Origin of the sequence: Psychrobacter sp., from assembly GCF_049295055.1 — a bacterium.
Classification (GTDB): Bacteria; Pseudomonadota; Gammaproteobacteria; order Pseudomonadales; family Moraxellaceae; genus Psychrobacter.
In genome coordinates this window covers 1-12,310 of record NZ_JBAQQF010000081.1, presented here as the reverse complement: position 1 = coordinate 12,310, position 12,310 = coordinate 1, and the positions used below count along the sequence as shown (strand labels likewise).

14 protein-coding genes and 3 pseudogenes are annotated in these 12,310 nt (G+C 42.3%); 7 read left to right on the top strand and 10 right to left on the bottom strand.

Features of this window, described 5'->3' with window-relative positions; translation table 11 throughout:
- Positions 1 to 126 precede the first annotated feature (126 nt).
- From WAZ74_RS12240 to WAZ74_RS12230, 3 genes and pseudogenes are all read left to right on the top strand, one after another.
- Positions 127 to 375, top strand: a pseudogene (locus tag WAZ74_RS12240) (winged helix-turn-helix domain-containing protein); the annotation flags it as partial.
- Between the two features lies 1 nt (position 376).
- Complete coding sequence (locus WAZ74_RS12235; RefSeq protein ID WP_422308579.1) at positions 377 to 1,909, top strand: ATP-binding protein; 1,533 nt, start codon at positions 377 to 379, stop codon at positions 1,907 to 1,909.
- 189 nt (positions 1,910 to 2,098) lie between these two features.
- Positions 2,099 to 3,295: a leucine-rich repeat domain-containing protein gene (locus WAZ74_RS12230; RefSeq protein WP_422308578.1), complete on the top strand. Its 1,197-nt coding sequence runs from the start codon at positions 2,099 to 2,101 to the stop codon at positions 3,293 to 3,295.
- 193 nt (positions 3,296 to 3,488) lie between these two features.
- Here the strand turns inward: WAZ74_RS12230 and chrA are convergent, their stop codons facing one another.
- Positions 3,489 to 4,697, bottom strand: a complete 1,209-nt coding sequence (gene chrA / locus WAZ74_RS12225) for a chromate efflux transporter (protein WP_422308577.1) — start codon at positions 4,695 to 4,697, stop codon at positions 3,489 to 3,491.
- A 443-nt stretch (positions 4,698 to 5,140) separates the two neighbouring features.
- Between chrA and WAZ74_RS12220 the strand changes: the two genes are divergently transcribed.
- Positions 5,141 to 5,320 (top strand): hypothetical protein, encoded by a 180-nt coding sequence (locus WAZ74_RS12220; protein WP_422308576.1) that lies wholly within the window; start codon positions 5,141 to 5,143, stop codon positions 5,318 to 5,320.
- Here WAZ74_RS12220 and WAZ74_RS12215 read toward each other — a convergent pair.
- The 8 genes and pseudogenes from WAZ74_RS12215 to WAZ74_RS12180 all read right to left on the bottom strand — a co-directional run bounded on the left by WAZ74_RS12215 (position 5,317) and on the right by WAZ74_RS12180 (position 9,867).
- Positions 5,317 to 5,691, bottom strand: coding sequence for an integrase core domain-containing protein (locus WAZ74_RS12215; protein ID WP_422308575.1), 375 nt, complete (start codon positions 5,689 to 5,691; stop codon positions 5,317 to 5,319). The genes WAZ74_RS12220 and WAZ74_RS12215 overlap by 4 nt on opposite strands.
- Positions 5,692 to 5,698: 7 nt before the next feature.
- Positions 5,699 to 6,055 carry an IS3 family transposase gene (locus tag WAZ74_RS12210; RefSeq protein ID WP_422308574.1) on the bottom strand — a complete coding sequence of 119 codons (357 nt, stop codon included), beginning with the start codon at positions 6,053 to 6,055 and terminating at the stop codon, positions 5,699 to 5,701.
- 89 nt (positions 6,056 to 6,144) lie between these two features.
- Positions 6,145 to 6,456, bottom strand: a complete 312-nt coding sequence (locus WAZ74_RS12205; RefSeq protein WP_422308573.1) for a transposase — start codon at positions 6,454 to 6,456, stop codon at positions 6,145 to 6,147.
- A 65-nt stretch (positions 6,457 to 6,521) separates the two neighbouring features.
- A pseudogene (locus WAZ74_RS12200) lies at positions 6,522 to 6,644 on the bottom strand (IS1595 family transposase); the annotation flags it as partial.
- 94 nt (positions 6,645 to 6,738) lie between these two features.
- Positions 6,739 to 7,266 carry a heme-binding protein gene (locus WAZ74_RS12195; RefSeq protein ID WP_422308572.1) on the bottom strand — a complete coding sequence of 176 codons (528 nt, stop codon included), beginning with the start codon at positions 7,264 to 7,266 and terminating at the stop codon, positions 6,739 to 6,741.
- A gap of 43 nt (positions 7,267 to 7,309) precedes the next feature.
- On the bottom strand, positions 7,310 to 8,524 hold the full coding sequence (locus tag WAZ74_RS12190; RefSeq protein ID WP_422308571.1) for a CynX/NimT family MFS transporter: 1,215 nt from the start codon (positions 8,522 to 8,524) through the stop codon (positions 7,310 to 7,312).
- Positions 8,525 to 8,634: 110 nt separating this feature from the next.
- Positions 8,635 to 9,105 carry a cyanase gene (gene cynS / locus WAZ74_RS12185; protein WP_422308570.1) on the bottom strand — a complete coding sequence of 157 codons (471 nt, stop codon included), beginning with the start codon at positions 9,103 to 9,105 and terminating at the stop codon, positions 8,635 to 8,637.
- Positions 9,106 to 9,207: 102 nt separating this feature from the next.
- Positions 9,208 to 9,867 (bottom strand): carbonic anhydrase, encoded by a 660-nt coding sequence (locus WAZ74_RS12180; RefSeq protein WP_422308569.1) that lies wholly within the window; start codon positions 9,865 to 9,867, stop codon positions 9,208 to 9,210.
- A gap of 200 nt (positions 9,868 to 10,067) precedes the next feature.
- On the opposite strand from WAZ74_RS12180, the gene cynR reads away from it, so the two are divergent.
- The 3 genes and pseudogenes from cynR to WAZ74_RS12165 form a co-directional block, all read left to right on the top strand.
- A complete protein-coding gene (gene cynR, locus WAZ74_RS12175; protein ID WP_422308568.1) occupies positions 10,068 to 10,949 on the top strand; it encodes a transcriptional regulator CynR in 882 nt (293 codons plus the stop codon).
- Positions 10,950 to 11,079: 130 nt separating this feature from the next.
- Complete coding sequence (locus WAZ74_RS12170) at positions 11,080 to 11,211, top strand: hypothetical protein (protein WP_422308580.1); 132 nt, start codon at positions 11,080 to 11,082, stop codon at positions 11,209 to 11,211.
- Positions 11,153 to 12,085 (top strand): annotated as a pseudogene (locus WAZ74_RS12165) (IS3 family transposase); the annotation flags it as partial. The gene WAZ74_RS12170 and the pseudogene WAZ74_RS12165, both read left to right, overlap by 59 nt.
- Before the next feature lie 40 nt (positions 12,086 to 12,125).
- Here the strand turns inward: WAZ74_RS12165 and WAZ74_RS12160 are convergent.
- Positions 12,126 to 12,310: transposase (locus WAZ74_RS12160; RefSeq protein ID WP_422308567.1), on the bottom strand; the 185-nt coding region annotated here is incomplete at its 5' end.

Sequence of the window (12,310 nt, the reverse complement as noted above, 5' to 3'; positions counted from 1 at the left end):
ACGCTGGTTATATCATTACAATAATGAGCGCCCTAACATGGGTAATGGCGGCTTTACGCCGATACAGAAACTGAACCACGCAGCTTAATTCTATTTGTTAGGTGTCTTAGGTTTGGGATGGTTACCCGTCAAGGCGATGTTCTGCCACGTTCTGTTATTGCCTCGCAAGTATGGGATATAAATTTTGATAGTGATACGAACGTCATTGACGTTGCTATACGGCGCTTACGGATAAAAATTGATGATGGGTTTGACATAAAGCTCATTCATACTGTGCGCGGAATGGGTTATAGACTGGATACGCTAGCTGCCGATATTGACAGCAGCAATAGTAGTCTTGACGGCGATGGCATTAACAAAGACGATTTGAGATAAAATGAACTATAAATTTAAGAATCGACGCTGGCCACTGTTATGGCGCACTGTTTTTTTGTTGACCATATTTGTTGTTATCTCTCAAGTTATTATTTATATATGGGTCCAGCGCTCTGTTAATGGTCACTTTGATCAAATGGACTCAGAAATTATTACTCATGCTGCATTTAGCCTGCGTAAGCGTGTCATTAATAATGATGAGCAAACGTTTGTATCAAACACACCAACATCAAGCACGCCAGCTGCATCAGCGTCGACTTTACCTATGCCCACGAATACCGATCACTTGCATTCCTCTTGGCTTGATTATGACTTAAAAACCCTAGTAGCTGATGATGATGGAAAATTAATATCAAGTGCACCGAGCAGTTTTGCTGATGAGCTCCCCTCAGACTTCGATTTATTAGCGTTATGGGATGCACATCATGAGCAGCAGTTTATATTTCCGATAAACAATAGAAGTTATCGAGCTATTATTATCCGTAATAATAAAATGTTAGCCCTTATCGTACTGCCCATTGATGTACATCATCAGTATTTATTACACTTCAACCGTCAGCTGAGTATGATCTTAATTGCGATCACGCTACTGCTGGTGTCAATCGCTGCATTAAGTGTCTATTGGGGATTTGCACCCCTATCTACTATCGTGCAAAAAATGAAGGGTATTAATCCTGAACATCTGCATGAAAGAGTAGACGTCAGAAATATGCCTCAAGAGCTAAGACCCTTGGCTGAGTCTTACAACTTAATGATGGAGAAGTTGGAGAGTAACTTTGAATCGTTATCACGCTTCTCAGATAATATCGCCCATGAACTGCGTACTCCGCTTGCTACGCTTGGCACCCAAACCCAAGTGATGTTAAGTAAGCCCAGAGATAGCAATGAATATGTTGAGCAACTGCATCATCAGCATGACACCCTTGAGCAGCTATCTGCTCTTATTAATAACATGCTGCTGCTGGCAAAGACGCAAAAAAGATTGTCTGACTCACAACTCAGTCGGGTTAGTACCGAATCAATGATAACCAAGCTCATCTCCTATTACGAGATGATAGCGGAAGATCGTAATATATCTTTTGAAAAAACAGGCGATTTTACAGCAGTGTTAGGGGATGAGGGTTTATTACAACGGTTGTTTGCCAATCTAATGTCAAACGCTATCTACTATGCGGCAAGTAATAGTGTCATTGTGATTGAGGCATCTACTATCGAAACATCGATGATCAACCATAGAATTATGAGTAACTCAAAAAATACAAAACCATCATCTGTAGAATCGTCATATTTAAAACCGTCGTACTTAAAAATAGTGCTCACCAATCGCTTGGATGAACCTTTAACACAATTAGAGACAGATAAGTTATTTGAACGCTTTTATCGTCATGATAAAACAAATGCGATGCACTCAGGAACAGGTTTGGGACTATCCATCGTCCAAGCGATTACACGTGCTCATAATGGTAAAGTCAGCATCACTATAAAGAACGAGTATTACTTCCAAATCAGTGTTGAGCTATTAATGGCTGATTAAGGCCTTCCCCTATCTAAAGCTTAGAAAGTCCTATTAAAAATAGCTAAGCCTGACCGTATATTTTTTAGCATGGCAATCTAAGCTAGTCGTCATCAAATAGTAGTTCTGACGTTAGTAATGGATATTATGATTTTATTTAATTAAACTGAATATCAAATACCTTTTATTAGCGTAGGGAGTAGTAATACTATGACTCGAAATAATAATGACAATTATCAAAAAGTTGCTGAGATTAATTCTTCTAATAAAATACTAGCTATTGATGATAGTTGGGTTGAGAAAATATGGGCATGGGCAGATAAGTTTGCGTTGCTTGACTCTGAAGTCCCTCGTAATAAAGAAGCCTTACTGGCTATGACAAAGCTAGAGATTCTAGAGCCTGAGCTGGATGAGCAGCACTCTAGAGATGTCTATAGAATGGACTATATACCTGACGAGCTTACTTATCTCACCAATCTCGTAGAGATAAATCTTAGTGGCATCCATTCGCGTTATTTACCGCAGAATATAGGCAAACTCACTAACCTGACCAAACTTTCCATTAGTCATTCTAACCTTATAGCATTACCTGATAGTATCGGACAACTCAGTAACCTTACTGAGCTTTTTATTGATGAAAGTAAAATCAAAGAACTGCCTGACAGTATCAGTCAACTTACTAGCCTCAATAAGCTGTTTATTAGTCGCTGTCAGCTTAGATGCTTGCCCCGCAGTATTGGGCAAATGAGCAACCTTACGATACTTGATCTCGTGCATTGTGAGCTCAAAGAGCTACCTGACAGTATTGGCCAACTCCACAGTCTTATGAAGCTCTTTATTAGCTATTGCGGGCTTACACATCTGTCAGATAATATTGGTCAACTCACTAATCTTACTCAGCTTGATCTTATTCACTGTGAACTTAAATACTTGCCAGATAGCATTGGTCAGCTTACTAACTTAAATAAACTCTATATTAATCATTGTGATCTTAAGGCATTACCAAATAGCATTGGGCAACTCGGTAACCTGACTGAGCTTTTTATTAGCCATTGTGAGCTTAAAGAGCTACCTGACAGTGTTGGCAAACTCACTAATCTAACCAGACTTGACCTGATGCACTGTGAACTTAAACATTTGCCAGATAGTATCGGTCAGCTTACTAACCTAATTGAGCTTAACCTTATTAACTGTGAGCTTAAAAATTTACCTGAAAGTGTCAGTCAGCTTGCTAACCTAACTAAGGTAAATCTCACTGACTGTAATCTTAGAGATTTACCTGAAAGTTTCTTACAGCTACCTAATTTAGAATGGATTAATATTAATGGAAATCCGTTTGTTAGTCTGTCTTCGAAGATGATAGATCATCTGCGTACTATAAATATAGTATATGGTTGGGAAAAATAATCATGCAGCTCACTGTATAGTGCAATATGTATAGTTACTACCTCTAGTTACGCTTACTTATCATAAACTCATCCTCACTTTTTCTGACGACAGCCTTGGCTGTCCTTATAGATAGTTGTCCGTCATCACCACCTTAATAGCCGCCTTAATAGCCACTTTGATTGCCCCTTTAATTACTACCTTAATGCCCACCTCATAGTGTGAGTAGCCATCCAGCGGCTCCGCAACTCATAACCACCAGCCAAGCAGGTAACTTCCAAAACATCAAAGCTATTAGAGCAATTAATGCCAGACCAAAATCTTTTGCTTCAACAATAGCGCTGGTCCATACAGGCTGATAAAGCGCTGCCAGTAGCAAACCGACGACCGCTGCATTGATGCCAGATAGGGCAGCTCTTGTCCGCAAATTTTGGCGTAGACTCTCCCAAAATGGTAGAGCACCCATAACCAATAAAAAAGATGGCGCAAAGATGGCTGTTAAGCAAATTATACCTCCCAACCAACCATTGGGCGCTTGGTTCATCGAACTCCCAAGAAATGCAGAGAAGGTGAATAAAGGACCTGGAACGGCTTGCGTAGCCCCGTAACCTGCCAAGAAAGTATCATTGCTGAGCCAACCAGCCGGAATAACCTCAGCTTGCAATAGTGGCAGTACGACATGCCCACCACCGAACACGAGTGACCCTGCACGAAAGAAGGTATCTACCAAAGAGAGCGTTTGGCTTGGATACCATGTAGCCAGTAGCGGTAAACCTATTAGTAATGCAAAAAATAAGAATAACCAAAAAATCCCAGTCCGACGTCTGACAGTAATAGGAAGCGGGTCATGAGCAATCACCTTTTCAGGTTTGAACAATACTAGACCGATAATAGCAGCAATAGCAATGACGCTCACTTGTCCTAATGCAGAGGGTACTAACAGCACAAAACAAGCGGCTAGCGCCATGATAGAGACTCGCGCAACATCAGTGCAGAGATTTCGTCCCATACCCCAGACTGCTTGTGCAACCACCGCCACCGCCGCTACTTTTAAACCATGTAGTACGCCAGAGGGAATAATATCCCCATAACTGCTAATACCCATAGCAAATAGGATAAGCGCTATGGCAGAAGGTAGAGTAAACCCTGTCCAAGCCGCAAGAGCGCCGGTATATCCTGCTCGAGATAGCCCTATGGCGATGCCCACTTGGCTGCTTGCTGGTCCTGGTAGAAATTGACAAAGTGCGACCAAGTCAGCATAGCTATTCTCAGTTAGCCATTTCCGTTGTATCACGAATTCATCACGAAAATAGCCCAAATGAGCGACGGGACCACCAAATGAGGTTAGACCTAATCTAAGAAAAATAAGAAAAACGGCCCATGCTGACTTGTTTTCAATACTATGACTATCATGACCTGACATGACTGACTCTCCTCGGCAGACGCTGTAAAGAGAAAATATTAGCAATCAAGGTCAAATATTAGAGTTTGACTTGATGCTTTCACGTTAATATTTTCTTAATTATCGAAGTTCGATAATTTACTTAAATTGTGATGACGTGTCTATCTTTCACTAGAATTATTTAGTGTGATACTTATATTAGGAATATTCAGATATACAAGATATGGTTTTTATATTCTTAAGTTACTAAGCACTAGCTGCATTATTATAGTGTGTCTATTTTGGGCGCACCCTAACGGAACCACCTGATTAGGGTCATTAATTAACTAATTAATAGACCACTCAAAGTAGACTGCTATAATGGAACTACTTATCTTAGACTACTAAGCTTCTCATATTTATTAAGGCTAATTATGACCACATATATACTTGACACAGAAACGACAGGACTCATTGAACCCCACATGACTGAAGCCGCCTACTCTATTGTTGATATCATTAATGGCAAGGTGACTGTGTTGCAGGAGCCGAGAGCGAAGCGCTTCAACCCTTTAAAAGAAATTAGCTTGGGATCTATGGCGATATCACATATATGTGATGAGGATGTGGCAGATGAGCCACTTCATACTGTAGTGGTCAACTAATTTAGGACAACTGATAAGAGGTTTTGATTAAAGTAACGTTTTTCTTTTTCAGCTGGTGGCAAATAACCATTAAAACGGTGCGGTCTTACGATCTGATAATAGCCCCAGATATAATCAATAATGGCGGTTGATGCCTCAGCAATATTCTCATGACCGCCCTCTGGCATCCACTCCGTCTTAAAGCTTCTAAAGAATCGTTCGGTTGGAGCATTATCCCAACAGTTACCTTTCCGACTCATGCTTTGCGTCATACCATCACCACTAACCACGGATTCAGCGAATGTCTTACTGGTGTAATGGGTGCCTTGATCAGGGTGAAACAGCACCCCACTTGGCTTTAAGCGCGTCTGATAAGGCAAAGCCCACCACACGCCGAGCTTATAAATCTAACACCACAGCAAGATAACACCAGCCGCCTTTGATACGAATGTAAGTGACATCGCCCGTCCAGACTTGATTGGGCGCTGATGGGCTAAAGTTTCTATTTAAGATATTGTGATGCGTTTTATGCGCCTCGTCAGCATGCTTATATTTATGCGTCTTTAACTGACAGCTTTTAAGCCCCATCTGCGCCATGAGCTTCCCCGCCATATAGCGAGTGAGCTTGATATTATGTTTATTCATTAGTATGGCGGCAATACTGCGAGCGCCTGCTGAGCGCTTTGAGTCGTTAAATATTTGGCGTATTAAGGCTTTAGTTTTAACGGTTTCAAGACTGATGGGCTTGGGCTGCATGCCATAGTAGTAACTGCTTTTTATCACGCCAAATAGCTTGCACAGAAGACTTTTACTGATCCGTTTGTCTTGCTCTGCAAGCTGATTTATTAGCGATAGCCGTTCAGACTGTCCAATACTAGCAGAGCGGAGGCCTTTTTTAAGATGTCGCGCTCCATAGTCAGTCGTTTAACTTGTTTGCGAAGCTGTTGGAGCTCTCGCTGTTCATCAGATAGCGCCAAACCAGTAGTTGGGGCAATGCCTTGCTGCTCTTTACGATACTTTCGCACCCAGTTGTCTAGGGTGGAGACTCCAATCCCTAGCGACTCTGATACTTCTGCTATCTTGCACTTGTGATCAACGACTAAGCTGATGGCTTCTAGTTTGAATTCTCGAGTATATTCTCTGCGTTTAGTGGTCATACTAGTTTTCCTCTTTGGGGTAGTATAGCCTCTTATGCGCTGTCCAATTTTATTATGCCACTACAGTAATAGCTGGCTGTTGTTTTATTAACGCCTACTAAGCTTGCCGCTATTCTTGCAGTAGAACCGGCAACAAATAGTTCAATGAGTCTGGTTTGTTTGTACTAACTTAATCTACTCTTTCTCATGAGACTATCCTAGATTATTTTACTTATCTAGGACAGCCCCTATATCATTCTTAAACAAAAAAATTGAGCCAAGCCTGTTATTTTCAGTCAGCCCCTACTCTATAGCTTTTAAGCCCGCTTTAGCAACTTGCACGTCTTGACTGCCGTGCGCGCCGCCCACTCCAATACCACCAACCACAACGCCATCAATATAAATAGGTACACCGCCATCTAAAATAAGGATATTTTCATCTAAATATCTCAGGTCTGCAGGAATCGATCCATCCGCAATACCTTTAGCAATGACCGCAGTTTCTCTTTTTTGTGAATTAGCAGTATAGGCTTTTTTATAACTGGCGCGGATGGTATGCACCCCTGCTCGATGATCTCTTAACACGGCTAGTGTCTGTCCAGAGGCATCAACAACTGTGACTGACACCATCCACTGGTTTTTTTTAGCTTCTAGGGCGGCGGCAATCACTATATTCTGTGCCATCTCACCCGTTAGTACAGGAATTGTTACCACAGAAGCTCCAGAGTTAGATACGTTCGGTTTAATTTGAGTGTTTTGTGAGGTGCTCGCACAAGCTGTGACCGATAACATCGATGTTGCAAGAGCAGCACAAACCAGTAAGTTTTTCATTTTAAATCCTAAGAGTTAGTTTAGCGATTATTTAATTTAAGCGTTATTGAGTATTTAGAAGATTCATCGCCTTAGCATAACCTGTGGGGGCAAACTTCATCGTGACCATCAGCATTGCTACCAGTGTGATCAGTAGTAACAGCCAAACGATATGAAAGCTACCTGACCATTCCCGTAAAAATCCAGCAAGATAAGGAACAATTGCGGTAATAATAAAACCAACACCTTGTACAAATGCCGTCAGCGCGCCAGCCAATCTAGGTTCGGATATATGGTCAAGCGCTACGGTAAGCGTTAATGAAAAACAAGCGCCAAGACCACCGCCTATCATAGCCGCCCACAAAATCAATAGTGATTTTGGCATCAACATTAATCCTGCAAAGCCTATAATCTGGATACCCACAGCAAAAAACAGCCAAGGACGGCGATCTAAGCGATGAGCGGACAGCGCCGGCGCGCCTAACGCACCCAGCACTTGAAAAATGGTCATAATACCGATCAGCTCGCCACTACCTTGGGCGCTCCACCCTAAATCATGAGCATAGGTCGGTAGAAACGCAATCATACAAGCATAGCCAGCATTTGCTAAGCCAAAATAACTGGCTAACAACCATGCGCGCCGATTCTTAAAAAAATTGACTCCTACGCCATTGTGCTTGGTTTCCATCACCTCTGAAGGTCTTAACCACCACAGCAAAAGTGCCAATACAGGAAATAGTAACCATATCCCAAGACCTGCTTGCCAATTGCCATAATACTGAGCGACTACTGGGCTCAGTGTTGCCGCAATGCCGCCCCCAGCCATAAGTAACGCTGAATAAATACCCATGGCTAACGGGACGCGCTTAGGATACCAGCGTTTTACCACGCCAGGCGCTAACGCCTGTACGATAGCAATACCAGTACCGCCTATTAAAGCGCTAGCAATTAACGCCCAACCTGTTCCCAAACCCAAACGCCATAAACCAGATGTAGCAATGGTGAATAGCCCACCTGTTATCCAAGCGTTTTCGCTCAGATGCTTCCCAATCAAAGGTAGCAATAAAGGGAAAATTCCCATACATAGCATCGGTAACACGACCAATAAAGAGGCCGCTTGTATGCCCATACCAGTACTCAGTCTAATTCCTTCCAAAAGCGGGCCTGTGGACGTCAAGGTTGGGCGTAGCGTTAATGCCAATCCAGAAATCACGAGCATAGGCCAAAAAAGCATCAGCGCCGACTGGTGTCTCATAGAGGAAATACGTTCAGTAGTCATGAGTAAGATGATGTCCTTTATTGCTAAAAGTGTAGCCACAAAAAGCCGACGCTAAACGCCGACTTTTGCTATATTTTTCTAAAGCTTTAACTTTTAAGTCTTACAAAAGATTAAAAAGGTTTAAAAGGTAGGAACTTACCATCAAGGGTAATAACAGCACGGTCACCACCTTCTGGATCGGCAACTTTTTTGATATCCATTTTAAAATTGATCGCGCTGATGATACCGTCGCCGAACTGTTCATGTACTAGTACTTTAAGGGTAGTACCATAAACTTGCATCATCTCATAAAATCTATAGATGGTAGGATCAGTCGGCATTTCACTGCCGACACTACCTCGTAATGGAATCATCTGTAATAAGGCAATCGCATCATCGTCAAGACCTAACGTTGCGCCAACTTTCTGTGCGGCCTCGAACGGTAATGGATGCTGACCTAGTAAAGCTGCAGTTACATAGACATCGCTAAGATTAGTACCTGCGGCTATCTGCTCAAACGATAAGTTTTTATCAGCTTTTGCAGCAATGATGGTATCAGTTAATGCTTGACGGGCAGTGTTGCTAATTTGAGACTGAATCATGGTAGTACCTTTTATTAGTGAGTGGTTATTAATGAGTAGTTATTAGTAAATAATGGCCATTAAGTAAGTCGTATTTATCGTTAATAAAACAGTAAGGATGGTTTAAATCGCGACTGGCAGCGCTATAGGATAAGCGCGAACCTCTGTATTCTCGGCAAGCGCAACAAAAGTGTTAGTAGCGCCATCTAAAGCATCCATGCGACCTGTCTCGATATCGTAAACCCAACCATGTAAGGCCAAGCGCCCTTCTCTTATCGCCAAACGAACAGAGGGATGAGTTTTGATATTTTCAATCTGAGCAATGACATTTTCACGTACCATAGATTCAATACGGTCGCTGTCATTAAGATGAGCAATAGATTCATTGACCACACGCGCCGAGTCAGCGTATTTTAGCCAGCTACCAACCGCTGGCATATGATCCATACAGGTACAATTGGCAATGGCAGACATAGCGCCGCAGTCTGAATGCCCGCAAATCACTACATCGGTCACTTGTAATGCGGTGACGGCGTACTCTACCGAGGCTGAAACCCCACCAGGCTCGGGTCCATAGGAGGGGACGATGTTACCAGCGTTCCGAATTACGAACAGACCACCAGGTTCACGCTGGGTTACCAACTCAGGGACTAAACGACTGTCCGAGCAAGAGATGAATAACGTACGCGGGTTTTGCTGAGTCGCCAAATCCTTGAATAAGTCAGCGCGTTTTGGGTAAGCCTCGCTATGGAACTTTAAAAAGCCTTCGATAATATCTTTCATAACGGCGGTCTCTGTTGTGTCGATAAGGTGAATATTACGCTATTATACTAATAAGGTAAAAGACTGGTATATTATGATGTCGATAACAAATACTTATAGGTAAAGGACGAGATATAAATTATGATGGCTATTGATAAACACCAATAACGTTTGCCGTAACGATAAAGCGATGACAATAGAAAAATAACAATCGAGAAACCATGATACTTAGACACATAAAATACTTCCTCGCGGTTGCTAAGCATCAAAGCTTCACCCAAGCAGCAGCGTCTCTGTATGTCTCGCAGCCCGCTTTATCACAACAAATTAAGCAATTAGAAGAAACGCTGGGTGCGCCTTTATTTGATCGGTCGGGACGTCGTGTCAAGCTTACTCACGCCGGTGAGGTATATGCTCGCTATGCGCGTAAAGCGCTACAGGATTTAGAAGAGGGACAACGAGCGATTCATGATGTGCAGAACTTGAGTCGCGGCGCGTTGCGAATTGCCATTACCCCAACCTTTACCACCTATCTGATTGGTCCATTGATAAAAGCATTCCATGACCGTTATCCCAACGTTACCTTAAGCGTGCAAGAGATGTCGCAGGAGCAGATGGAAAAGCAGTTGCTTGATGATGAATTCGATGTGGGTATTGCTTTTGCGGACGTAGAGTCTGCTGATATAGAAGCGCAGACTTTACTCATTGAAACACTGACGTTGGTCGTGAACAAAACTCATCAACTGGCAAAGTACCACGCGATTGATGTGCAAACGCTAAGTGAGCAGTCATTGGTATTGCTCAGCCACGAATTTATCACTCGTGGACAGATTGAACGTTATTGTCGTCAACACGACATTCAGCCAAGAGTACTGATGGAGGCAAATTCATTAAGTGCGGTTATTGAAATAGTACTTCATACTGGATTGAGCACTTTATTACCCTCTAATATCGCGAGTAATCGTGATGAGCTGATTGCAATTGCTTTGGCGCCCTCTTTACTACAGCGCACAGCCGTTTTGCTGCAACGAAAAGGGGCTTATCAGAGCGCGGCTGCTAGAGCATTTATTGATTTGGCGCATCAACACTGTGAGAAAAGTTAAATAGATAACTACAAAAGGGATTTCATACGAAGAACTGATCTATGTTAGTTTATTTTATAGGCTAGTGAGCTATGCTGAAGAAACCGTACAAGTAAACTTGGTAAACTAAGTACAATAACCGGAGTTTACCATGACCAAGAAAATGCATAGCTATGGTACGGAATTCAAAGCAGAAGCAGTCAAAAAAATCTCAGACAACAGTTATCAAAGCAAATTATCAGATCTTTACCATTATCCGCATGTGTCACATATTGGGCTTTAAGCCATCAAGCTGTTACAACTGGATAAGCCTCGGTCTCATTGAGCAGAAAATACATCGCAATCAGTGTGAGCCACTCTGATCAGTGGCTCACACTGAGAACACGAAGCGCTATGGCTATGATCAACTGCATGCTCATCTTGCAGAGCAAGGATATGCCATCAGTACATAAATGGTTAGACGCATAAAAGAAAAGTACGACATCAAATGCCGTCGTCACAAACGTTTTAAAGTCACCACTGACTCAAAGCACAACAAGCTGGTCTATCCAAACGTGCTGGATCAGAAGTTTAACGTCAACCGTCCTAATGAAGCATGGGTTAGTGACATCACCTATATATGGACAACCGAGGGCTGGCTGTATCTAGCAGGGGTTAAAGACTTATACACTAAAGAGCTGGTTGGCTACGCCATCAATAAACGTATGGCCACGGATTTATTTTACAGTGCACTCAGCATGGCAATTAAGAACAAAAGATCAAACCAATGGCTGATTGTACATTTTGACAGAGGCCGTCAGTACTGTAGCCACTCATACCATGAAATCACTACACAGCATCAGTATAAAGTTCAATGTTCAGGCGTAGTAATCGCTACAGGCATAGCCTTCCATCTTACGCTCGGGAAAGTGTCTCCCAGACTCCCTATTACTCGCTCATTTGATAACGCTTTCATAGAAAGCTTCTCGGGTAAGGAGCACTGCTCCGCAAGGAAGAATGAGCTTGTGTATCACCAAAACTATAAAACAAGGTTTGAGGCTATCAGTGATATCATCGGTTATATCGAGCTGTACTATCACCAAAGTAGAATTCAAAAAAGCTTGGACTACAAACCGCCAATACAAATATGGTTTGACTTTTATCGTCAGGCTGCTTGATTCAAATATCTCAAATTAGGGCGTGTCCTCAATTCATATTTCAGTGAATGATAGTGCAGGCCAAGTAAAGCATTGACTTAAAGTTACGAGCCAACTTCTCATAGCGAGTAGCGATGCTACGGAAATGCTTGAGTCTCGCAAACATATTCTCAACAAGATGACGCAGTTTGTACAAATAGCTATCAAACTCTGGATTAGGTTGTTTAGCATTTTTTCTTTCAGGTA